This is a genomic window from Candidatus Streptomyces philanthi, from assembly GCF_059553635.1.
The window spans coordinates 1-23,348 of the sequence record NZ_JCANQV010000070.1; the positions used below are offsets into that span (position 1 = coordinate 1).

16 protein-coding genes are annotated in these 23,348 nt (G+C 72.7%); 10 read left to right on the forward strand and 6 right to left on the reverse strand.

Annotation, left to right across the window (positions count from 1 at the left end; genetic code table 11):
- The 3 genes from AC51EU_RS11305 to AC51EU_RS11315 all read left to right on the forward strand — a co-directional run.
- The coding region (locus tag AC51EU_RS11305) for a phosphocholine-specific phospholipase C (RefSeq protein ID WP_496266685.1) at nucleotides 1–1,921 on the forward strand (1,921 nt) is incomplete at its 5' end.
- A gap of 179 nt (nucleotides 1,922–2,100) precedes the next feature.
- Nucleotides 2,101–3,108, forward strand: coding sequence for a hypothetical protein (locus AC51EU_RS11310; RefSeq protein WP_496266686.1), 1,008 nt, complete (start codon nucleotides 2,101–2,103; stop codon nucleotides 3,106–3,108).
- 233 nt (nucleotides 3,109–3,341) lie between these two features.
- Nucleotides 3,342–6,035 (forward strand): ABC transporter substrate-binding protein, encoded by a 2,694-nt coding sequence (locus AC51EU_RS11315; protein ID WP_496266687.1) that lies wholly within the window; start codon nucleotides 3,342–3,344, stop codon nucleotides 6,033–6,035.
- Nucleotides 6,036–6,042: 7 nt separating this feature from the next.
- On the opposite strand, the gene AC51EU_RS11320 is transcribed toward AC51EU_RS11315, so the two are convergent.
- The 6 genes from AC51EU_RS11320 to AC51EU_RS11345 form a co-directional block, all read right to left on the reverse strand.
- Complete coding sequence (locus tag AC51EU_RS11320; protein WP_496266688.1) at nucleotides 6,043–6,795, reverse strand: aminoglycoside adenylyltransferase family protein; 753 nt, start codon at nucleotides 6,793–6,795, stop codon at nucleotides 6,043–6,045.
- Nucleotides 6,792–7,250, reverse strand: coding sequence for a GNAT family N-acetyltransferase (locus AC51EU_RS11325; protein ID WP_496266689.1), 459 nt, complete (start codon nucleotides 7,248–7,250; stop codon nucleotides 6,792–6,794). Before AC51EU_RS11325 ends, AC51EU_RS11320 begins: the two co-directional genes overlap by 4 nt.
- A gap of 115 nt (nucleotides 7,251–7,365) precedes the next feature.
- Nucleotides 7,366–9,198 carry an asparagine synthase (glutamine-hydrolyzing) gene (gene asnB / locus AC51EU_RS11330; RefSeq protein WP_496266690.1) on the reverse strand — a complete coding sequence of 611 codons (1,833 nt, stop codon included), beginning with the start codon at nucleotides 9,196–9,198 and terminating at the stop codon, nucleotides 7,366–7,368.
- Nucleotides 9,199–9,532: 334 nt separating this feature from the next.
- Nucleotides 9,533–9,712: a DUF6191 domain-containing protein gene (locus AC51EU_RS11335; RefSeq protein WP_496266691.1), complete on the reverse strand. Its 180-nt coding sequence runs from the start codon at nucleotides 9,710–9,712 to the stop codon at nucleotides 9,533–9,535.
- A gap of 82 nt (nucleotides 9,713–9,794) precedes the next feature.
- Nucleotides 9,795–10,961 carry a PQQ-dependent sugar dehydrogenase gene (locus tag AC51EU_RS11340; protein ID WP_496266692.1) on the reverse strand — a complete coding sequence of 389 codons (1,167 nt, stop codon included), beginning with the start codon at nucleotides 10,959–10,961 and terminating at the stop codon, nucleotides 9,795–9,797.
- Between the two features lie 110 nt (nucleotides 10,962–11,071).
- Nucleotides 11,072–12,139 carry an aldo/keto reductase gene (locus AC51EU_RS11345; protein WP_496266693.1) on the reverse strand — a complete coding sequence of 356 codons (1,068 nt, stop codon included), beginning with the start codon at nucleotides 12,137–12,139 and terminating at the stop codon, nucleotides 11,072–11,074.
- A 124-nt stretch (nucleotides 12,140–12,263) separates the two neighbouring features.
- On the opposite strand from AC51EU_RS11345, the gene AC51EU_RS11350 reads away from it, so the two are divergent.
- The 7 genes from AC51EU_RS11350 to AC51EU_RS11380 form a co-directional block, all read left to right on the forward strand.
- A complete protein-coding gene (locus AC51EU_RS11350) occupies nucleotides 12,264–13,220 on the forward strand; it encodes a 2-hydroxyacid dehydrogenase (protein ID WP_496266694.1) in 957 nt (318 codons plus the stop codon).
- A gap of 299 nt (nucleotides 13,221–13,519) precedes the next feature.
- Nucleotides 13,520–16,492 carry a putative bifunctional diguanylate cyclase/phosphodiesterase gene (locus AC51EU_RS11355; RefSeq protein ID WP_496266695.1) on the forward strand — a complete coding sequence of 991 codons (2,973 nt, stop codon included), beginning with the start codon at nucleotides 13,520–13,522 and terminating at the stop codon, nucleotides 16,490–16,492.
- 210 nt (nucleotides 16,493–16,702) lie between these two features.
- Nucleotides 16,703–18,565, forward strand: coding sequence for an acetolactate synthase large subunit (locus AC51EU_RS11360; protein WP_496266696.1), 1,863 nt, complete (start codon nucleotides 16,703–16,705; stop codon nucleotides 18,563–18,565).
- A 23-nt stretch (nucleotides 18,566–18,588) separates the two neighbouring features.
- Nucleotides 18,589–19,113 (forward strand): acetolactate synthase small subunit, encoded by a 525-nt coding sequence (gene ilvN / locus AC51EU_RS11365; protein WP_496266697.1) that lies wholly within the window; start codon nucleotides 18,589–18,591, stop codon nucleotides 19,111–19,113.
- A 92-nt stretch (nucleotides 19,114–19,205) separates the two neighbouring features.
- Complete coding sequence (ilvC, locus tag AC51EU_RS11370) at nucleotides 19,206–20,204, forward strand: ketol-acid reductoisomerase (RefSeq protein ID WP_496266698.1); 999 nt, start codon at nucleotides 19,206–19,208, stop codon at nucleotides 20,202–20,204.
- 283 nt (nucleotides 20,205–20,487) lie between these two features.
- Entirely contained in the window at nucleotides 20,488–22,092 is a 1,605-nt protein-coding gene (gene serA, locus AC51EU_RS11375) for a phosphoglycerate dehydrogenase (RefSeq protein WP_496266699.1), read from the forward strand.
- 284 nt (nucleotides 22,093–22,376) lie between these two features.
- On the forward strand, nucleotides 22,377–23,348 hold a 972-nt coding region (locus tag AC51EU_RS11380; protein WP_496266701.1), incomplete at its 3' end, for a PRC and DUF2382 domain-containing protein.

A 23,348-nucleotide genomic window follows, 5' to 3' on the forward strand; every position in this document is an offset into this window, starting at 1 on the left:
CGACCACTACTTCGGCATGCTCCGGGGCGTACGCGGCTACGGGGACCGCAACGCGATCCGGATACCGGGCGACCGCAGTGTCTACGAGCAGCCGGGACTGCTGGGACTCGGCACCGTCCTGCCGTTCCCGGTGCGCGAGGCGGCCGCGACGCAGAAGAAGGACCTCCAGTACATCGGGGCGCTCAACCATGAGTGGGACGGCGGCTCCCGGGCCTGGAACGGCGGCTGGATGAACAACTGGGTCACCGCCAAGACCGCCGCCACCATGGCGCACTACGACCGCGCGGACGTGCCCCTGCACTACGAACTCGCCGACACCTTCACCGTCTGCGACGCCTACCACTCCTCGATCCACTCCTCCACCAGCCCCAACCGCAACCATCTGGTCAGCGGCTGGACCGGCTTCGAACCCGGCAGCGGCAAGCGCGCCGTCGGCAACGACGCGTACGCCGAGGACACCCACCCGGGCTACTCCTGGACCACCTACCCCGAGCGCCTGGAAAAGGCCGGGCACAGCTGGCGCGTCTACCAGGAATGGGACAACTTCACCGACAACAACCTGGAGTTCTACGCGAGCTTCAAGGCGGTCGCGAAGAAGGCCCTCGCCAAGGTCGAAGGCGTCCGGAACATGACCGCCTTCTACGACAAGGTCGCCGGCGCGAACGCGACGGAGCGCGCCCGGTTGCAGGCGCTGCTCGACGAGGGCGTACACGCCCTCAGCCGCGCCGAGCGCAGCCTGTTCGAGCGGGCGCTGCGCCGGGGGGAGCCGGACAGCACGGCCACGGCGTTCGCCGCCGATGTCGCGAGCGGCAAGCTGCCCGAGGTGTCGTACATCGTCCCGTCGGCCGCCGACTCCGAGCACCCCAGCGCCTCCTCACCGGTCGCCAGCGCCACCATCGTCTACAAGGTGCTCGACGCCCTCGGCAAGCACCCTGACGTCTGGCGGCACACCGCCCTCTTCCTCACCTACGACGAGAACGACGGGTTCTTCGACCACGTCCCGCCGCCGGTGCCGCCCGCCGGGACCGAGGGGGAGTTCTGGGACGGGAAGCCGACCGGGCTCGGCATGCGGGTGCCGATGCTCGTCATCTCGCCCTGGTCGATCGGCGGGTACGCCTGCTCCGAGGTCTACGACCACACCTCGATCGTCCGCTTCCTGGAGCGGTGGACGGGGGTGCGCGAGCCCAACATCAGTGCCTGGCGGCGGACCGTGTGCGGCGACCTGACCGGCGCCTTCGACTTCTCGCGCGGGCGGCGGCAGCCGTCGGTGCGGCAGCCGGGGGAGGTGCCGCCGTTCAGCGGGCGCTGGTCGCCCCGGCCTCCGCTCAAGCAGGCCATGCCCCGGCAGGAGGAGGGCACCCGCCCGGCGCGCCCGCTGCCGTACCAGCCGGACGCGGACGGCGGCCTCGACGCGCGGGCGTCGGTGTTCCGGCTGGCGGTCCGCAACAGCGGCCGCGCGTCGGCCCATCTGGCGCTCTACCCGTACGCGAAGGAGTACGCGACGCCGCACCACCGCGATGTGCGGAACAAGGACGCGTGGGAGGTCCCGGTCAAGGACGGGGCGTACGACTTCACCGTCACCGGGCCGAACGGCTTCCGGCGCGAGTTCGCCGGGACGGCGAAGGGGGCTGCGGCCGCCACCCGGGTCAGTACGCGGATCGACGCGCACCACCGGGAGATCCATCTGACCCTCGTCAACGGGGGGCGCGATGACCTCACCGTCACCCTCACGCCGCTCGCGTACGGCGATGCGGCGCCGCGCAGGCTGACGGTCCGGGCCGGCGGCACCCGCACCGTCGCGCACCGCGCGGCGCAGGCGCACGGGTGGTACGACCTGGAGCTGGTGGTGGCGGAGGACGCCTCGTTCCGGCGGAGGTTGATGGGGCACATCGAGAACGGGGAGGAGTCGGTCACCGGGTGAGGCGGAAGGCCGTCCAGGTGCGCGGGGGCGGGGGTGTGCGTCAGGTGTGCCGACCGGGGTGTGCGCCGGGTGTGCGAATACGTCGTACGGGTGGCGTACGTGTGTCGTACGGCGGTTGTCGGGCGGGTCGTACGCCCGCTCTCATCCGACTCTCAGACGGGACGCTTACCGTCGCGCCCATGGGAACGAGCGAGACCACCACGACGCCCGGGGCCGACGGCGCCGCCGGCGCGACCGGCACCATGGAGAAGGACGACACCGAGGCCCCGACCGGAGCGGCCGGGCCGGCGGCGGAGGACACGCGGAAGGGGACGGCCGGGGCGAGCATCCCGGGCGAGAGGGGCCGGGACGAGGCCCCGGACGACAAGGAGCCGGGCGCGGCCCCGGAGAGCAGGGCCCGGGACAAGGCCCCGGCGGGCGAGACCCGGAGCACGGCCTCGGAGAAAAGGGTCGCGGTGGGCGAGGCCCGTAGCGCCGTCTCGGACAAGAAGGCCCCGGGCGCCGCCCGGAACGGCAAGGCCCAGGACGTCGCCCCGGAGGACAAGACCCAGGGCGCGGCCTCGGAAGGCAAGATCCCGGACGCGTCCCCGGACGGCAAGCACCGCCCCGAGGCGTCGAAGGGCACGACCCGGACCGAGGTCCCCAACACGTCGCCCGCGACCGGCGGGCACACCGCACCGGACGCCGCCACGGCCGCCCCCGGAACCGACGCGAAGGACGAGGACATCACCCCGGACTCCCACGCCGCGCCCGGCGCCGACGCGGAACCCGCCGACGACCCCGCCGACGCCCCCGAGGCCGCGTCCTCCGGGGTCGCCGCCGGTGCCGGGGCGGTCGCCGCCGCCGGGCTCGGGTTCGCCTCCCTCACCGGGACCTGGATCGGCACCCTGCTGGCCGAACGGCAGACCCTGCTGGGCCAGATCAAGATCCAGTCGGGGAAGGTCACCGACCAGATCGGCACCATCTACGGCGCGCCCTGGCACACCACCGCCCTGGTCAACGGCTTCTTCGCGCTGATCGCCGTGGTCGTCGGCGGCGCCGTGCTCCTCAACCGGCCGCGCGCCCCCTGGGCCCGCGCCGTCGCCTGGGCCGGACTCGCCCTCGGCCTCCTCGGCGCCCTGATCGCCGCCGCCACGTACAGCGGGCTGCTCGCGAGCCTGCCCGTCCTCCCCAAGCAGGGAGGCTGACCGCCGGCACCGGCGATCCCGGCGCCGGTCGGCGCCTCCCTCCCCAGGGGGAGGCACCGGCGCCGTACCACCCCACGACGACGGCCCCGGCCCGACGGCGACCTTCCGCCGCCGTGCCGGGGCCGTCGGCCGATTCCCTTCGCCCGACCGGTCCGATCCAGCCGATTGTGACCGGCCCCGCGGCTGGCTACCATCCTTAACCCGCTTGCGTACCAACGCAGTTGACGGTCGAGGTGAGAGCCGCGAACACGCCCGCCGAACCACCCTCCTTCCCGGACGACGCCGGGGCCGACTACTTCATCCGCGAGTACCGCACATCCGTCCACCCCGCCCGCCGCGACCTCCTGGCCCACCATCCGCCCCTGCTCATCCTCAGCCCCCCGGCGGACGGCCCCGAAGGCCGCGTCCAGCGCGTCCTGGAGGCGCTGCGCCGGCCCCTCGGCCCCGAGCACAAGCGGGTCCTGCACACCGTGCTGCACGCCGAGGACGACACGCTGCTGCTCAGCGCGCAGGCCGGCGCCGGGCTCGCCTTCGACGTCCCCCGGCACGCCGTCCCCGACCGGTTCCGCGACTTCCGGCTGATGGCCGACGTCGTCACGTACATCCAGGACAACGGGCAGGACAGCAGCGGGTTCGGGGCGCGCAGGCTGCGCGACCACGTCTACCGGCAGCGCGCCGAACGCGGCGGGCTGCCCGGAGCCCTGTGGCACATCGGCGGCGGCGACACCACCGAACTCGCCGGTGGCCTGCGGGGCTTCGTCATCGGTCTCGTCTGGCACCCGCTCACCCGCACCCTGCCCCGGTGGATATGGGCCCGCCGCCAGAACCGGCGCCTCATCAGGTCCCGGCGGACCGGCTGGCTCGGGCGCCACCTCAACGCGTCCGGGGGCGGAGCGCCGCTGTTCGAACTCCTCGACCAGGTCGGGGCCCGGCAGGCGCCCCGGCTGCGCCTCGACCCCGGCCACCCCCGGCACGCCGAGGGACTGGCCGAACTCGATCTGGTGCTGCTCCGCGCCCTGCTGGAGGACCTGCGCAAACCGGACGCCGGACGGCTGCTGCCCAAACGACGGCGCCGCGTCAGCCGGCCCGTGCTGCTGGTCGAGATCCCGCCCGCCGGCGCCCCCGGCAACGCCGCCGCGGAACGCTTCCTGCGCTCCTGCCACGCCCTGCTCCCCGGCCTCGACGGCCCCGGGCCCCTCGTCATCGCCGTCGGCCGGCCCTCCGGCGCCCTCCAGACCGAACTCGGCACCGAACGCACCACCCTGCGCCGGGCCAGCACCCTGCTGCACTCCAGCAGCCCGCGGCCCGTCCTGGTGCCCCTGGAGAGCGAACCGTTCGGCCGGCCCGGCCTGCACGTCCCACCGGTGCAACCCCGCACCTTCCGGCTCGGCTGGCGCATGGTCGCCACCCTGGAGGCACTGGCACTGGCCGTCGTCCTGCTGGGCGTGGCGCCCCTGACCGGGCAGTGGGACCTGCTGCGCGACACCGCGTGCGCCGGCGGGGACCTCCCGGTCGCCGGACCCGGACAGAACAAGCCCGTCGAGGTCAAGGCGCGGCAGTGGTACGAGTCGGCGCTGGCCCAGATACGGGAGCAGAACCGCGGCGCCGAGCGCTTCGCGGCGGCCGGACGCGCCGTACGCACCGTCGTCCTCTTCGAGTCGAGCATCCCCGCCGACTCCCCGGACACCGTCTTCGACGGGACCATCCCCGAGGTCCGCGGCGTCGCCATGTGGCAGCGGCAGCTGAACCAGGACGCCTACTCGACCGACTCCCGGGTACCGCTGCGGGTGGACGTGCGGCAGACCGGGCCGGGCTTCCGCGACGCCGTCCCCGCCGTACGGCAGCTCATCAAGGAGATCAAGAACGAGGACAAGGGCCCCGGCTACAAGAAGCTCGCCGGGGTCATCGGCTTCGCCCAGAGCACCAGGACCACCCAGCAGGCCCTCGAACTCCTCGGCCGGTCCGATGTCCCCGTCCCCGTGGTCGGTACCACCGCGACCGCCGACGAGATGCAACGCACCGAGACCTACTGGCCGTTCACCCCGGAGAACAGCCGGGAGGCGGGCATCGAGGCCGACTTCGCGGCGCGGACCAACATCGTCGCCCACGACCGGCGGCCCGGGGAGCCGGGGGAGTGCACCCCCGCCGCCCAGGCCGTCATCGTCCAGAACCCCGACGACCTCTACAGCAAGAGCCTCGCCGACAAGTTCGGCGCGGCCTTCCGGGGCGGCCGGACCGTCATCAACTTCGTCCAGGACAACGGGCCCGCCGGAGCGCCGCCCGGCACCCAGACGGCGACCTCGCCGGACGCCCTGTCCAACCTGGTCTGCCAGGCCCTGGCCGACAACCCCGCCACCGTCGTGTACTGGGCCTCCCGGGCCCGCGACTTCACCGCGTTCGTCCGCACCTTCGACGCGAACGGGACCTGCGCCGGCAACGGCCTCACCGTCCTCGGCGGCAACGAACTCACCAACATCGCGCTCACCGGCGACTACGACGACAAGCCCTGGCTGCGCCTCTACCACACCGCGCACCGCCTGCCCGAGGGCGACGCCCGCGCCAGCGAGAAGACCCGGACCTTCGCCCACCACTACGACACCCGGTTCGCCCAGTGGGACCCCTGGCGGCAGGACGGTCACTCCGCCGTCGCCTACGACGCCTTCCACACCCTGTCCGTGGCCGCCGACCGGGCGCACACCGGCGACTCCGTGGACCGCAACGCCATCCTGACGGCCCTGCGCGGCGGCGTGGAGTTCGACGGCGCCACCGGCTACGTCCGCTACGCCGCCTACAGCAACGACCCGCCGGAGGACAAGACCCTGGTGATCCTCAAGCAGTCCGCCGACGGCCCGGTCGCCGTCGTCGCCTGCGGCGCCTACAGCCAGGCCGCGCTCAAGGAGAAACAGGGGCCGCCCTGCCGGAAGTGAGCGGCGGTCAGCGCAGCCGGGCGATCTCCCTGGCGACGTGACCGGCGTACGGCCGCAGGCCCGGCAGGAGATCGTCCCAGCGTTCCGCCTCCCGGCCGAGGTACACGGCCCGGGCACGGGCCAGCACCGGGCGGTGCTCCTCGGGGAGGCGGGGGAGGGCCCAGTCGGCGGCCGCGTCCTTGGACCGGATGTCCCCGGTGGCGAGGGTCGTCCAGATGCGGGCGAGGGTCAGGACGACATTGCGGGTGTCCGAGGCGAGGTCGGCGAGCAGGTCCGGCACGCTGCCGGTGAGCGCGCGGCGCAGGTCCCCGGGCGGCACGGGGGCCAGGACGCCGGCGGGCGGCGGCCCGTACCACGCGGTGTTCCCGAGGAGCGTCATGGCGATCAGCGGCGCCAGATCGGGTTCGGGCCCGGGGGCGGGGACCACACCGGCCTCGTAGTCCTTCCGCAGCCACTCGCCGTACAGGAACTCCTGGCGCGGGGGCCACCGCCACGGGCGGACGTCCCGCTGCCGGACCACCGTCAGCTCCACCGGGCGGAGGGCACTGCCCTCGCGGCCCGAGACCTCCAGCAGCCCCGTGAGGAGGGCCCGCCGTTCGTCCTCCGTGGTGCGGCGGTCCAGGACGACGAGCAGGTCGTGGTCGCTGTGCGGGCGAAGACCGCCGAGGACGGCGGAACCGTGCGGGTAGACGCCGAGCAGCCCGGTGGGCAGGACCCGGTGCAGCAGGCGCAGGACGGCGTCGGTCTGCGGGGGCGTCACCGGGCCGCTCCCCGCGGGACGCGGTACCGGTAGAACAGCTCCGGGTCGCCCTCGTCGAGGCCGTGGAGCATCCCCATCGGGAGCCAGCCGTCGCGCCGGAGGAGGTGCTGCATGGGGTGGTTGGAGAGGTTGGTGGAGGTGAACACCTCCGGGACGGGGCAGGTGGTGGCGGCGTGACGCAGGAGGAGGGAGCCGATGCCGCGGCGGCGGGCGGCGGGCGCGACCATCAGCAGGCTGACGAACGGCCGTCCGAGGAAGGCCGGTTCCAGCACGCAGTAGCCGAGCGGGTCGTCCCCGTCCTCGGCGAGGGTCGCCGCTCCCCGCTCGCACCAGGTGCGGAGGGCGTCGCGGCGGTGAGTGTCGCCCGCGGCGGCCAGGGAGTCGACGGCGGCGAGGGCGTCGGCGTCCGCCGTGGTCGCGGGACGCAGCAGCGGAGGGTCCGGGGTGTGCGGCATGGGGGCATGGTGCCAGGAGTGAGCCGGCGGGGCAGGGAATTTGGGCTGGGGAGGGAGAGACCGGTGGTGCCGCCGCGTACCGCCGGGAAGGGACGGTACGCGGCGGCGGGAGCGGTCAGGAGATCTTGAGGACGGGACGCCGCAGATCGAACCACGCGGCCAGATCGAGGGTCCGCTCCAGCGTGTTGCGGTCCTCGGAGGTGACGGCCTCCTGGGGCGCGCGGGCCGCGGCCCCGATCACCCCGCGGTCGCACAGGTCCAGCGCGGGATGCCCGTCCGCGAGCAGCCCGGCGGCCTGGGACTGGATGGCCGCCAGATACGCCGGGTCGAACGTACCCGGGTAGCCGCTCTTCTTCCGGTTGACCACGGACAGCGGCAGCACATCCCGGGTCGCCGCCCGCAGAATGCTTTTCTCCCGCCCGTCGAACGTCTTCAGCGCCCAGGACGTGTTGAAGACGTACTGCACCAGCCGGTGGTCGCAGAACGGGACGCGGACCTCCAGGCCGACGGCCATGCTCATCCGGTCCTTGCGGTCGAGCAGGCTCTGGACCATCCGCGTCAGATGCAGGTAGCACACCTGCCGCATCCGCTTCTCCGTCCCCGTCTCGCCGTCCTTGAGCGGCGCCTCGGCGAGCGCGGTACGGAAGTGGTCACGGACGTACGAGGACAGGTCGAGGGTGCGGGCCAGCCCCTCCTCGACCAGGCCGGACGAGTCGAAGAGGGACTGCGGGCCCGCCAGCCAGGGGAAGGTGTCCGCGCTGCTGCGGTCGTCGTGGAACCACGGGTAGCCGCCGAACACCTCGTCCGCCGACTCCCCGGACAGTGCCACCGTGGACCGCTCGCGCACCGCCTTGAACAGCAGATACAGCGAGTTGTCCCGGTCACCGAGCCCGATCGGCATGTCGCGGGCGCCGACGGCCGCCCGCCGGACCTCCGGATCGGACAGGGCCGCGCCGTCCAGGACGATGTCACGGTGGTCGGACCGTACGTGCTCGGCGACCGCGTGGACGTACGGGGTGTCCTGGGTGGGGGCGATGTCGATGGCCTGGAAGTTCTTCTCCTGGTCGGGGAAGTCCACCGCGAAACTGCGGACCGTCTCCCCCGCCTCGCCGAGCTGCCGCGCCGCGAGCGCCGTCATGGCGGACGAGTCCAGCCCGCCCGACAACAGGGTGCACCGGGGGACGTCCGAGATCAGCTGACGGGCGATGATGTCGTCCAGCAGCTCCCGCACACGCGCCACGGTCGCCCGCCGGTCATCGGTGTGCTCGGTGACCCGCAGCGACCAGTAACGCCGCTCGCGCAGGCCCCCGGCGTCGACCACCGCGAGATGCCCCGGACGCAGCTCGCGCATACCGTCCCAGATGGCGTGGCCCGGCGTCTTGGCGAAGGAGAACAACTCCCGCAGCCCGTCCACGCCGACGACGGGCGCGCACAGCGGGTTGGCGAGGATCGCCTTCGGCTCGGAACCGAAGAGGACGCCGTCGTCGGTCTCGTAGTAGTAGAAGGGCTTGATGCCCAGCCGGTCGCGGAGCATCACGAGCCGGTCGGTGCGCGCGTCCCAGATCGCGAGCGCGTACATGCCGTTGAGGCGTTCGGCGAGCGCTTCACCCCACTCCAGATAGCCGCGCAGCACCACCTCGGTGTCGGAGTCGGTGGTGAAACGGTGCCCGCGACGGCGGAGCTCGTCGCGCAGCTCGGTGTAGTTGTACGCCTCGCCGGAGTAGACCATCGCCACCGGCCCGTCGTCCGTCACGACCTCCATCGGCTGGGCACCGCCCGGCAGGTCGATGACGGCGAGCCGGCGGTGCCCCAGCGCGGCGTGCCGCGCCGTCCACACCCCGCGGGCGTCCGGACCGCGACAGGCCATGGTCGCGGTCATGGCGTCGAGGACCTGTGGATGATCAGTCAGATTCCGGTGGTAGGCGACCCAACCGGTGATACCGCACATAGCGATCCATCCCTCCTCGTCGAGCGGATAGCTGCATTCACCATGCGCCTGGGACGAGACGATGGCTACACCGCCTCGGGGGCGGCAGCGGGGTGTTCCGGTGGGGGGACGTGGGGCCGGTGGGGGTGCTGACCTGGGGGGTTGACGGGGGCTTGGGGTGGGGGCGGGAGGGGGTTCGTATTTGTGTGCGGGGTGCGGGGTGCGGGGTGCGGGGTGCGGGGTGCGGGTGGCGGGTGGCGTACTTTGTTCGGCCTTACGGGGGCCGACCGGCGTGAGGCCCCCGACGGCGGCCGCCCCCGGACGCGACAAGGCCAGCTCCGCCCGTCCGGCAGCCTCACTCCCCGGGCTGCTCACGAGGCGGCACCCTGACGACGACCGTGCCGGACGCGAGGTCGATGGGGCCCGTGCCGGGATCGGCGTCCCCGATGTCGTCGACGACCAGCGTCATCCGCTGCCGCTCCTCGTCGGTGTGCTTCCGGCTCGGTGCGAACACTTCCTCAAGGACGTGGAACATACTGCCCCCTCCGATGGCGCACCGCCCCCGGCACCGCGCGGCGCGCGTTTCCCGGAGTGTAACCAGGCCCCGGCGCCGGGGGTCAGGTCACCTTCAACCGCAGGACGCGGTCGTCCCCCGGGCGCGGCCTGCCCCGGCCGTCGGTGTTGCTGGTGACGAGCCACAGCGCGCCGTCACCGGCCGTCACCACGGTCCGCAGCCGCCCGAACCTTCCCGTCAGGAACGCCTGCGGGGGCGCCGCCGCCCTCGTACCGCGCAGCGGGATGCGCCACAGCCGTTCCCCGCGCAGGGCGGCCATCCAGATGCTGCCCCCGGTGTACGCGATGCCGCTGGGGGAGTCCTGCTCGGTGGGCCACTGGACCACGGGGTCCGTGAACCCCTTGCCGGCCTCGCCGGGGCGCGCCTTGCCCTCGCGCTCCGGCCAGCCGTAGTTGCGGCCCGGTGCGATGAGGTTGAGTTCGTCCCAGGTGTCCTGTCCGAACTCCGAGGCCCACAGCCGTCCGTCGGTGTCCCAGGCCAGCCCCTCCACATTGCGGTGCCCGTAGTCGTACACCACCGAATCGGGCCGGGGATTGCCGGGCGCCGGCCGGCCGTCCGGGGTCATCCGCAGGATCTTGCCGCCCAGGGAGTCCTTGTCCTGGGCCAGCCGCTTCCTGCCGGACTCCCCGGTGCCGGCGTACAGCATCCCGTCCGGGCCGAACGCGATGCGGCCGCCGTTGTGGAAGTGACCCTTGGGGATGCCGCGCAGCAGGGTGTGGGGCGCGCCGAGTTGATCGTCCGGGTCCCGCCGCTCGTCGTAGGTCATCCGCACGATCCGGTTGTCGGACGCGGTGGTGACGTACGCGTACACCAGTCGGTCGGCGGGGAACGACGGGGACACCGCGAGGCCCAGCAGGCCGCCCTCGCCGGCCGGCGCCACCCCGGGCACCGAGCCGAGCGCGGTCGTGTGCCCGCCGGACGCCGCGACCCGGACGATCGTCCCCTTGTCGCGCGAACCCACCAGCAGATCACCGCCGGGCAGCAGGGCCACGCCCCACGGCGTGTCGAGGCCCTTCGTCAACGTGCCGGTGACGGTGACCGTGCCCTTGGCGGACGGCAGGGACGGGGACGGTGTGCCGTGTGCGGAGGGTGTGGCGGCGCCCGGGGTAGCGGTCGCGGTGTCGGAACCGGTGCGGGCACCGGCCGTGCAACCGGCCGTGAGCAGCAGGGACGCGGCGGCCAGCACGGCGGCCGGGGGGCTGGGTCGCACGGCGGGGCCTCTCGTCGTCGGAGCGTGCGGAAGCGGACGGCGGGACAAGGACACCACACCGCACGCCCGCGACAGCGCCGTACGCGCCCGGGCGGGGCGGCCCGCGGCGGTCAGTACCAGGACTCCCTCGCCGGTGGCAGCCCGGCGATCTCCGTCAGGTCGGCACGGTTCAGCACCAGACGGGCCGCACCGGCGTTCTCCGCCGCCCACCGCTCCTTCTTCGTGCCCGGGACCGGCACCACCTGGGGGCCCTGCGCCAGCACCCAGGCCAGCGCGACCTGACCGGGCGTCGCCCCGTGCCGGGCGGCCACCCGCCGCAGCCCGGCCACCACCGGCTGGTTGGCCGCCATCATCTCCGCCGTGAACCGGGGGTGGCGGGCCCGCAGGTCCTCCGGCTCGAAGCCCTGTCCCGGGGTGAGGGTGCCGGTCAGGAAGCCGCTGCCGAGGGGCATCGCCGCCAGGAGGCCCACCCCGCGCGACGCGCACCACGGCAGCAACTCATCCCGCGCCTCCCGCGACCAGACCGACAACTCGGCCTGCACGCTGCTGACCGGGAAAACCTGCTGGATGCGCTCCAGTTGGCGCAGCGTCCCGTCGTAACGCCCCGACCGGACGCGGCCGGCACCGGACAGCGGACGCCACGACGCGCGCCGGCGCGGCACGGACGGCGCGGGCCGCGCCACCCGGGGCGGCCGTACGGCGCGGGCCCCCACCGCGCACAACCCCAGCGACCGCACCTTCCCCGCCGCCACCAACTCGGCCATCGCGCCCCAGGTTTCCTCGATCGGCACCTCGGGATCGGGACGGTGCAACTGGTACAGGTCGATGTGGTCGGTCTGGAGCCGGCGAAGGGAGGCGTCGCAGGCCCGCTTCACGTACCCGGGACGCCCGTTGGCGACGATGTGCTGCTCGCCGACGAGCAGCCCGCACTTGGTCGACACGAACGCCTCGTCGCGCCGCTCCTTGAGCACCCGGCCGACGAGCAGCTCATTGGTGAACGGCCCGTACATGTCAGCGGTGTCGAGCAGGCTGCACCCCCGGTCGAGGGCGGTGTGCACGGTCCGCAGCGAAGCCTCCCCGTTCCGCTGCGACGCGGTGTACCCCCAGCTCATCGGCATGCAGCCGAGCCCGATCGCGCCCACTTCGAGGGTCGCCGCGCCGATAGTCCTGCGCTCCACCTGGTCGTGCCTCCGTCCCCTCGCCCCCGGTCAAGGGCCCGTCCAAACTAACGTCTGAAGCGCACGGTGCTTCGCCCAAGGGCTGTCCCGTCGTCCCTGGCGGGCCAGCGCTTAGCCTCGGACCATGGCAACCGCACCGCACACCGCAGCGACCGACGTCTGGCTCCCGATCCCGCCGGACGAGATCGACGGTCTTCCCGAGGGCCTGCGCTACCTCCACTGGGACGCCGGCCCCGACTACCCGGACGATCCCGCCCGCTGCGCCTTCTACGCCGTCCCCTACATGAAGGGCGCGGAGGCGAGCCTGCGCCCGCTGTCCCGGATGAGCCGGGTCCGGGTGGTGCAGACGCTGACCGCCGGGGTGGAGCACATGCTGCCCGCGGTGCCCGGCCTGCCGTCCGGGGCCCGGTTGTGCAACGCCCGCGGGCTGCACGACGCCAGCACCGCGGAGCTCGCCCTCACGCTCGTCGTGGCGTCGCTGCGCGGCATCCCCGGCTTCGTCCGCGGCCAGGACGCGGGGAAGTGGAGGCCCGCCTTCCGGCCCGCGCTGGCCGACAAAACCGTCCTCATTGTGGGGTATGGGTCGATCGGCAGTGCCATCGAGGACCGGCTCACTCCCTTTGAGTGCGCGCGGGTCGTGCGCATCGCGCGCACCGCCCGTGAGACCGTGCGCGGTCCCGTGCATCCACTGTCCGCGCTGCCCGACGTCCTGCCCGACGCGGACGTCGTCGTCCTCGCCACCCCGCTCACCGAGGAGACACATGGCCTGGTGGGACGCGACTTCCTGGCACGGATGAAGGACGGCGCACTCCTCGTCAACATCGCCCGCGGCAAAATCGTCGACACGGACGCGCTGCTCGCCGAACTGGCGTCCGGGCGGCTGCGCGCGGCCCTGGACGTCACGGAACCGGAACCGCTGCCCGCCGGTCACCCGCTGTGGCAGGCTCCCGGCGTACTCATCACTCCACATGTCGGGGGTCCCAGTTCTGCATTCCTGCCCCGCGCGAAGCGCCTCTTGCGGGACCAGTTGACCTGCTTCGCCACCGGAGCCCCGTTGCAGAACGTGGTCGCCACGGCCTAGCGGAACGTCACCGCGTCGCTCTACGGGGCAGTATGACCGCACAGTGTGGCCACGCAGCGTTGTCGGTCACGCTGCGTAGAGATGCTATGTCCCTGAGTGACGGATCTGGTGTATCGTCCCGAGCGGGGACGGCGCCACGCTGAGACCGGCGCCGTACGAAGGACCGGAACGCGAGGGGGGCGACGGGCGATGTACGGCCGATGGACGAATCGCAGGACGCGCGATCCACGGGTGTCCGGGGGGATAGGGCAACGGCCCCCGACACACCGCGGTCGCGGCGAGGTGGACGGGAGCGTCCGGTGAGCGCCCCGGGCGCGGTGCTCCCCCGGCCGCCCTCCCCGCAGAACGGCGCGGCGCCGGGCATGGTGCCCCAGGTTCTGCTCGCCGGCGTCTGCGGCGCCTACGCCGTGGGTGCCGCCCTCGGCTGGGGATCGCCCCGACTCTCCCTGATCATGGGGGACTTCGGGCTCAGCGCGGCGGCCCTGCTCGCCGCCGTCTCGTGCGGGCTCTACGCCCGTAGGTACGACACCCGCTACCGCCCCGCCTGGCTGCTCTTCGCCGCCTCCTCCGCGATGGCCGGCCTCGGCAACGCCGTCTGGGGCTGGTTCGAGGTCGTCCGGGGGACGGAAGTGCCCAACCCGTCCCTCGCCGACTTCTGTTTCCTGCTGTTCGCGCCGCCGGCCATCGTCGGCCTGCTGGTCCTCGCCAAGCGCCCGGTCAGCCGGGCCGGCTGGATCTGTCTCGGTCTGGACGCCTGGCTGATCGGCGGATCGCTGCTCACCCTCTCCTGGAGCCTCGCCCTCGCCCACACGGCCCACTTCCAGGGCCGCAACGTCGCCCAGGCCGCCCTGGCCCTGGCGTATCCGCTGCTGGACATCGTCCTGGTCAGCATGGTGCTCGCGCTGCACTTCCGGCGCGCCTGCGTCCACCGCTCGGCCGTCAACACCGCGATCGCCGCCCTGGCGCTGACGGTGCTGTGCGACGCCCTGTTCAGCTCGCCGCTGCTGCGCGAGCACTACCGCTCCGGCCAGATCCTCGACGCCGGCTGGTTCGCCGGGTCGATGCTGCTCGCCTACGCACCCTGGGCGGCCCGCCGCGCCGGCGGCGACAGCGCGGCGGAGGAGCCCCCGCGCCCCGGCAGGCACCGGGTCCCCTCGTTCGCCGGGCACCGCCCCATCGCGGGCTCGCTCGCCGCCCTCGCGCCGTACCTGGCCGCCGCCGTCGCCACCCTGGGCATCCTCACCAACGTGATGGACGGCCGGCGGATGGACCGCGTGGTGCTGTTCACCGGCTGCGCCGTCGTCCTCGCCCTGGTCGTACGCCAGGGGATCATGCTGCTGGACAACCTCACCCTCACCCAGGAACTCGCCCAGAAGGAGAACCACTTCCGGTCCCTCGTCCAGGGCTCCAGCGACGTCATCATGATCGCCGCGCCGAACGGGGTGCTCCGCTACGTCAGCCCGGCCGCCGCCGGGGTCTACGGCCGCGACGCCGACGACCTGGTCGGCTCCGAACTCTCCTCGCTGATCCACCCCGAGGACCTGGGACGGGTACTGCACGAGATCCGCCGCTTCCTCGCGGCACCGCCCGAGGAGGAGCCCACCACCCGCATCGAGTGCCGCTTCCGGGCCGGCGCCCGCCGCTCCGGCGGCGACGGCTGGCTCAACGTCGAGTCCACGGTCAACCGCCACCACGGCGGCCTGATCTTCAACTCCCGCGATGTCACCGAACGCGTCCGCCTCCAGGCCCAGCTCCAGCACAACGCCTCGCACGACGCCCTCACCGACCTGCCCAACCGCGCCCTGTTCACCGAACGCGTCAGCAAGGCCCTCACCGGCCGCCGGGCCGGCGACCACGACACCGCCGTGCTCTACATCGACCTGGACGGCTTCAAGCAGGTCAACGACACCATCGGGCACCAGGCCGGTGACGAACTGCTGATCCAGGCCGCCCGCCGGCTGGCCGAATCCGTGCGGTCGGGCGACATAGCGGCACGGCTCGGCGGCGACGAGTTCGCCGCCCTGATCACCGGCGACGGCTCCTGCGCCGGCACCGCCCGCGAGTTCCGCATCCACGAGATCGCCGACCGGCTGCGCGCCCGGCTCTCCGAGCCGTACCGCATCGAGAGCCGCGAGGTGCGCGTCGCCGCCAGCATCGGCGTCGCCTTCGCCGAACCGGGCATCACCCCGGCCGGCCTGATGCGCAACGCCGACCTCGCGATGTACCGCGCCAAGAAGGGCGGCAAGAACCGCGTCGAGCTGTACGCGCCCCAGATGCAGGCCGAGGTCACCCGCCGGGCCGACATCACCACCAAGCTGCGCACCGCGCTCCACGACGGCGAGTTCGCGCTGCTGCACCAGCCCGTGGTGGAACTGGACACCGGCCGGGTCACCGCCGTCGCCGCCCACGCCCGCTGGCGCTCCGCCCAGGGCATCCTCTTCACGCCCGACGAGTTCCTGCGTGTCGGCGAGCGCGGCCGGGGCCCCGACGACGGCGACCGCACCGCCGAACTGGGCCGCTGGCAGCTGGAGGAGGCCGTCGCCGAGGCCGCCCGCCGCCACCGCGCCGGCCACCAGGTCCCGGTCTCCGTCCGGCTCCCCGCGCGCCGCCTGCTCGACCGGGGACTGCCGCCCCAGCGCGTCGAGACGCTGCTCGCCCGGTACGGCCTGCCGCCCGGGGCCCTGGTCCTGGAGCTGTCCGAGAGCGATCCGCGGATTCCGCTGGAGGAGCTGGAGCGCCGTCTGGTGGCGCTGCGCCGGCTGGGTGTCCGGATCGCGCTGGACGGCTTCGGCAGCGGCTATGCGGCGATCAGCGCCCTGCGCAGGCTGCCCGTGGACGTCCTGCGGCTGGACCGGGAGCTGGTGGACGGCGTGGTCGAGTCCGCTCGGCTGCACAAGATCACCTCCGGGCTGCTGAGGATCGCCTCCGACCTCGGGATGCAGTCCGTCGCCGACGGCGTCGATCTGCCCGAACAGGTGGTGGCCCTGCGCACCATGGGGTGCACCCACGCCCAGGGGGCGGCCTTCTCCGGGCCGCTGGACGAGTACCGGCTGCGCCGGGCGCTGACCCGCGGGGTCTTCCCGCTCCCGGCCCTCGTCGCCGACGGCCCGGTCGCCGAGACCCGTCCGGTCGACGGCTGGCGGAGCGACGGCCGTGCGGTGGTGCTGAGCGGCAGCCGGCTGCCCGTGCGGTACGGCGGCGCGGCCGCGTCGGACCCCTTCGCCCACTCGCCCCTGCGCTCACATAGTGAGACCTCCGTCCCACCCACTTGACACCCAGGGCGCGGCGGGGGGAGGGTCGGTGGCATGCGCACCCGAATTCTCGTACTCGGACAGCGCGTCGGCTGATGCCGGGCCCCTGACGAAGCCCGGACGACCTCCACCGACGCGCTCCCCTCGCTTGCCTCCCGGCACGAGGGGTTTTTTGTTGCACCGCAACCTCACAAATCCCGTCAAAACCCTCAGCTTCGAGAAGAGACGCAGATGACCGAGCAGGCCCCCGCGGCCCACCATCCGCAGCCGCGGACCCGTACCTCCGGCGCAGCGCAGCGCGGCGCGGCCGTCGAGCACGTGACGGGTGCGCAGTCCCTCATCCGTGCGCTGGAGGAGGTCGGGGCCGACACCGTGTTCGGCATTCCCGGCGGCGCGATCCTTCCGGCGTACGACCCGATGATGGACTCCTCGAAGGTCCGCCACGTCCTGGTCCGCCACGAGCAGGGCGCGGGCCACGCCGCCACCGGGTACGCGCAGGCCACCGGCAGGGTCGGGGTGTGCATGGCCACCTCCGGGCCCGGGGCCACCAACCTCGTCACCCCGATCGCCGACGCGCACATGGACTCCGTCCCGCTGGTCGCCATCACCGGCCAGGTGTCGTCCGCCGCCATCGGCACGGACGCCTTCCAGGAGGCGGACATCTGCGGCATCACGATGCCGGTCACCAAGCACAACTTCCTGGTCACCGACGCCGCCGAGATCCCCAAGGTGATCGCCGAGGCGTTCCACATCGCCTCCACCGGACGCCCCGGCCCGGTCCTCGTCGACATCGCCAAGGACGCCCTCCAGGCCCGTACGACGTTCTCGTGGCCGCCGCAGACCGACCTGCCCGGCTACCACCCCGTCACCAAGCCGCACGCCAAGCAGATCCGCGAGGCCGCCCGGCTGATCACCCAGGCCAAGCGCCCCGTGTTCTACGTCGGCGGCGGCGTCATGAAGGCCGGGGCCACCACGGAGCTGAAGGTGCTCGCCGAGCTGACCGGCGCCCCGGTCGCCACCACCCTGATGGCCCTGGGCTCCTTCCCCGACACCCACCCCCTGCACGTCGGCATGCCCGGCATGCACGGTTCGGTCACCGCCGTCACCGCCCTCCAGAAGGCGGACCTGCTGATCACCCTCGGCGCCCGCTTCGACGACCGCGTCACCGGCAAGCTGGACTCCTTCGCCCCGTACGCCAAGGTCGTGCACGCCGACATCGACCCGGCGGAGATCGGCAAGAACCGCGCCGCCGACGTGCCGATCGTCGGTGACGCCCGCGAGGTCATCGCCGACCTGATCGTCGCCGTCCGGGCCGAGCACGAGGCCGGGCACCGGGGCGACTACCGCGCCTGGTGGGAGGACCTCAACCGCTGGCGCGAGACCTACCCGCTCGGCTACGACCTGCCGGACGACGGCAGCCTCTCCCCGCAGCAGGTCATCGAGCGGATCGGCCGGCTCGCCCCGGAGGGCACCATCTACGCCGCGGGCGTCGGCCAGCACCAGATGTGGGCCGCCCACTTCATCGACTACGAGCAGCCCAAGACCTGGCTGAACTCCGGCGGCGCCGGGACGATGGGCTACGCCGTGCCGGCCGCCATGGGCGCCAAGGCCGGACGGCCCGACCGCACGGTCTGGGCGATCGACGGCGACGGCTGCTTCCAGATGACCAACCAGGAACTGACCACCTGCGCGCTCAACAACATCCCGATCAAGGTCGCGATCATCAACAACGGCGCGCTCGGGATGGTCCGCCAGTGGCAGACCCTCTTCTACAACCAGCGCTACTCCAACACCGTGCTGCACAGCGGCCCCGACGAGGAGGCGGCGCCGGACAAGCCCCGCGGCACCCGCGTCCCGGACTTCGTCAAGCTCGCCGAGGCCATGGGCTGCGTCGCGATGCGCTGCGAGGACCCCGCCGAGCTGGACGCCGTCATCGCCAAGGCCAACGCCATCAACGACCGGCCGGTCGTCGTCGACTTCATCGTCCATGAGGACGCGCAGGTGTGGCCGATGGTCGCGGCCGGCACCTCCAACGACGAGATCATGGCCGCCCGCGACGTCCGTCCCGACTTCGGCGACAACCAGGACGACTGAGGACCGAGAGAAGGACACCGCCCATGACCAAGCACACGCTCTCCGTCCTGGTGGAGAACACCCCCGGCATCCTCGCCCGGATCGCCGCACTGTTCTCCCGCCGCGGCTTCAACATCGACTCCCTCGCCGTCGGTGTCACCGAGCACCCGGACATCTCCCGCATCACCATCGTCGTCAGCGTCGAGTCCCTGCCGCTCGAACAGGTGACCAAGCAGCTCAACAAGCTCGTCAACGTCCTCAAGATCGTCGAGCTGGAGCAGGACCACGCCGTCCAGCGCGAGCTGGTCCTGGTCAAGGTCCGCGCCGACAACGAGACCCGCTCCCAGATCGTCGAGATCGTCAAGCTGTTCCGTGCCAAGACCGTCGACGTCTCCCCGGAGGCCGTCACCGTCGAGGCCACCGGCTCCAGCGACAAGCTGGAGGCGATGCTCAAGATGCTGGAGCCGTTCGGCATCAAGGAACTGGTGCAGTCCGGCACCATCGCGATAGGCCGGGGCGCCCGCTCGATCACCGACCGCTCGCTGCGCGCCCTGGACCGCACGGCCTGACGCGCCCCGACCGCATCGCGAGACCCACACCCCCCGACCGACCCGCCCGACGTACTGTGTGGGCACCAGCCAGAACCAAGGAGATACCCCAAGTGGCCGAGCTGTTCTACGACGACGATGCCGACCTGTCCCTGATCCAGAACCGCAAGGTCGCGGTCCTCGGCTACGGGAGCCAGGGCCACGCCCACGCGCTGTCCCTGCGGGACTCGGGCGTCGACGTCCGCGTCGGTCTCCACGAGGGCTCGAAGTCCAAGGCCAAGGCCGAGGAGCAGGGCCTGCGCGTGGTGACGCCCGCCGAGGCCGCCGAAGAGGCCGACGTCATCATGATCCTGGTGCCGGACCCGATCCAGGCCAAGGTCTACGAGGAGTCCGTCAAGGACCACCTCAAGGACGGCGACGCCCTGTTCTTCGGTCACGGCCTGAACATCCGCTACGGCTTCATCAAGCCCCCGGCCGGCGTGGACGTCTGCATGGTCGCCCCCAAGGGCCCGGGCCACCTGGTGCGCCGCCAGTACGAGGAGGGCCGCGGCGTCCCGTGCATCGCGGCCGTCGAGCAGGACGCCACCGGCAACGCCTTCGCGCTGGCCCTCTCGTACGCCAAGGGCATCGGCGGCACCCGCGCCGGCGTCATCAAGACCACCTTCACCGAGGAGACCGAGACCGACCTGTTCGGTGAGCAGGCCGTGCTGTGCGGCGGCACCGCCGCCCTGGTCAAGGCCGGTTTCGAGACCCTGGTCGAGGCGGGCTACCAGCCCGAGATCGCCTACTTCGAGTGCCTGCACGAGCTGAAGCTCATCGTGGACCTCATGTACGAGGGCGGCCTGGAGAAGATGCGCTGGTCGATCTCCGAGACCGCCGAGTGGGGCGACTACGTCACCGGCCCGCGGATCATCACCGACCGGACCAAGGCGGAGATGCGGAAGGTGCTGGACGAGATCCAGGACGGCACCTTCGCCAAGAACTGGATGGCGGAGTACAACGCCGGCCTGCCGAAGTACAACGAGTACAAGAAGGCCGACGAGAACCACCTCCTGGAGACCACCGGCAAGCAGCTGCGCAAGCTGATGAGCTGGGTCGACGACGAGGCGTAGGACGCGCCCGGAGGGCCGGGGGCCGCGGGGCGACCGCGGCCCCCGGCCCCTTCACCGGCAGGCCCCGCGCGCACCGGCGGGCCCGCCGCCTTGTCCACCGCGTAGAACCACGCACGGGTGATCCTTACGCTCCGGCGCAGGAGGTGCCGGGTGCCGCCACTACACTGCCCAACACGAACGCGTCAGGCTCACAATGTCGTGCGTCTTCACGCGGCTGCCCCCTTCACCGCCTTCGGCCGTCGGGACGGCCGTCCGCGAAGGACTAGTGAGGACTGAAGACCACGTGAGCACTGCCTCTGCCAGCAAACCCGTCGTACTCATCGCCGAGGAGCTGTCGCCCGCCACCGTCGACGCGCTCGGCCCCGACTTCGAGATCCGCCACTGCGACGGCGCCGACCGGGCCGAGCTGATCCCCGCGATCGCCGACGTCGACGCGATCCTCGTGCGCAGCGCGACCAAGGTCGACGCCGAGGCGATCGCCGCCGCGAAGAAGCTGAAGGTCGTCGCCCGCGCCGGCGTGGGCCTGGACAACGTCGACGTCTCCGCCGCCACCAAGGCCGGTGTGATGGTCGTCAACGCCCCGACCTCCAACATCGTCACCGCCGCCGAGCTGGCCTGCGGCCTCCTCGTCGCCACGGCCCGCAACATCCCGCAGGCCAACACCGCCCTGAAGAACGGCGAGTGGAAGCGCAGCAAGTACACCGGCGTCGAGCTGAGCGAGAAGACCCTCGGTGTGGTCGGCCTGGGCCGTATCGGTGTGCTGGTCGCCCAGCGGATGTCCGCCTTCGGCATGAAGATCGTCGCGTACGACCCCTATGTGCAGCCGGCCCGCGCCGCGCAGATGGGCGTCAAGCTCCTCTCTCTCGACGAGCTGCTGGAGGTGTCGGACTTCATCACCGTCCACCTCCCCAAGACCCCCGAGACCCTCGGTCTGATCGGCGACGAGGCGCTGCACAAGGTCAAGCCGTCGGTCCGGATCGTCAACGCGGCGCGCGGCGGGATCGTCGACGAGGCGGCGCTGGCGCGCGCGCTGGAGGAGGGCCGGGTCGCCGGCGCCGGCCTGGACGTGTACGCGTCCGAGCCCTGCACCGACTCCCCGCTGTTCGCGTACGACCAGGTCGTGGCCACCCCGCACCTGGGCGCCTCGACCGGTGAGGCGCAGGAGAAGGCCGGTATCGCCGTCGCCCGCTCGGTGCGCCTGGCGCTCGCCGGCGAGCTGGTGCCGGACGCCGTCAACGTCCAGGGCGGTGTGATCGCCGAGGACGTCAAGCCGGGGCTTCCGCTGGCCGAGCGGCTGGGCCGGATCTTCACCGCGCTGGCCGGCGAGGTCGCGATGCGCCTCGATGTCGAGGTCTGCGGCGAGATCACCCAGCACGACGTCAAGGTGCTGGAACTCTCCGCCCTCAAGGGCGTGTTCGAGGACATCGTCGACGAGACGGTCTCCTATGTGAACGCCCCGCTGTTCGCGCAGGAGCGCGGTGTGGAGGTGCGGCTGACCACCAGCAGCGAGTCGCCCGAGCACCGCAATGTCGTCACCGTGCGCGGCACGCTGGCGGACGGCGAGGAGGTCTCGATCTCCGGCACGCTCTCCGGCCACAAGAACGCCCAGAAGATCGTCGCGGTGGGGGAGCACTCCATCGACCTGGCGCTCGCCGACCACATGGCGTTCCTGCGCTACGGCGACCGCCCCGGCGTCGTCGGCACCGTCGGCCGCATCCTGGGCGAGGCGGGCATCAACATCGGCGGGATGCAGGTCTCCCGCGCCGATGTCGGCGGTGAGGCGCTGGTCGCGCTGACCGTGGACGACACCATCCCGGCGAGCGTCCTCGCGGAGATCTCGGTGGAGATCGGCGCGACCTCGGCGCGCGCCGTCAACCTCGGCCACTGATCCGCACGGCGGACCTCACGGGTCCGGTTCCCGCTCCGGCGGGGCCGGGCCCGCCGTCGTTCCCCGGGACGGTCGGCACCCGGGCGGGTGAGCGCGGGAACGACGGACCATGGCGCTTCACCCGAACGGAGTAGCGGGCACCGGGTGCGGGACCGCCGTCAGCGCCGTCCCGGAGGCGCCGTGCCCGCCGTCCCGGGGCTCTCCCGACTCGCTGCCGGGGTGGCGGCGACGCGCAATGGGAACTGCGCGTGCCCCCGCCGGCGCGTGCGGAAGGAGGAGACGCCATGAACGCACCCCTGGGTGACACCCCTGCGGACCTGACCGGACTGAACCTGGTCGACGCCGAGGGCGCCAAGGTGGGGTCGGTCCAGCAGGTCTACCGGGACGACGCCACCAACGCTCCCGTGTGGATCACGGTACGGACGGGCCTGTTCGGGATGAAGGAGACCTTCGTCCCGCTCGCCGGGGCACGGCGGGTGGACGACGAACTGCATGTTCCCTACACCAAGGAACGGATCAAGGACGCGCCGCGGATCGACGCCGACGGGCATCTGAGCCCCGCCGAGGAGGACGAGCTCTACCGCTACTACGGGCTCACCCGGCCGGGCACCGCACCGGGCGGCACCGGCACCCCCACGGGCCGGACGGACACCGGCATGCGGGACACCGGAATGGCCGCGGCCGCGGGCGCCGCCGGGACCGCGGGCACCGGACGCGACCCCCGGATGACGGGCACCGGCCGCGAGCACGCCGGGACCGGGCAGTCCGGCATGGGCCGTGAGCACGCCGAGCGGCCGCTGGCCGGCGCGGGCGCCGGGATGTCGCGCGGCCGCCAGGACACCGGCACCGGGCTCACCAAGGAGAGCCGCGAGAACGAGATCCTCCTCTCCGAGGAACGGGTGCAGATCGGCACCGAGGAACACGAGAGCGGCCGGGCCCATCTGCGCAAGCACGTGGTGACCGAGGACGTGCGCCAGACCGTCCCGCTGTACCACGAGGAGGTGCGGATGGTCCGCGAGCCGATCACCGACGAGGAGCGCCGGTCGGGCCGGATCAGCTCATCGCTGGGCACCGGCGAGGTCGAGGTCGTCCTGCACGAGCAGCAGCCGGTGATCGACAAGCGGACCGTCCCGGTGGAACGCGTCCGGCTGGAGACCCAGCGGATCACCGAGCAGCGGGAGATCAGCGCCGAGGTCCGACGGGAGGAGCTGGAGTTCGACGACGGGCTGCGCCGCAAGGGCGGTATGCCGGGCACC

Excerpts from the sequence above, each read along its gene's own strand:
- AC51EU_RS11325 (WP_496266689.1), bottom strand. The coding sequence starts at position 7,250 with ATGCCGCACACCCCGGACCCTCCGCTGCTGCGTCCCGCGACCACGGCG.
- AC51EU_RS11360 (WP_496266696.1), top strand. The coding sequence starts at position 16,703 with ATGACCGAGCAGGCCCCCGCGGCCCACCATCCGCAGCCGCGGACCCGT.
- AC51EU_RS11335 (WP_496266691.1), bottom strand. The coding sequence starts at position 9,712 with ATGTTCCACGTCCTTGAGGAAGTGTTCGCACCGAGCCGGAAGCACACC.
- ilvN (WP_496266697.1), top strand. The coding sequence starts at position 18,589 with ATGACCAAGCACACGCTCTCCGTCCTGGTGGAGAACACCCCCGGCATC.
- AC51EU_RS11350 (WP_496266694.1), top strand. The coding sequence starts at position 12,264 with ATGGCAACCGCACCGCACACCGCAGCGACCGACGTCTGGCTCCCGATC.
- asnB (WP_496266690.1), bottom strand. The coding sequence starts at position 9,198 with ATGTGCGGTATCACCGGTTGGGTCGCCTACCACCGGAATCTGACTGAT.
- AC51EU_RS11310 (WP_496266686.1), top strand. The coding sequence starts at position 2,101 with ATGGGAACGAGCGAGACCACCACGACGCCCGGGGCCGACGGCGCCGCC.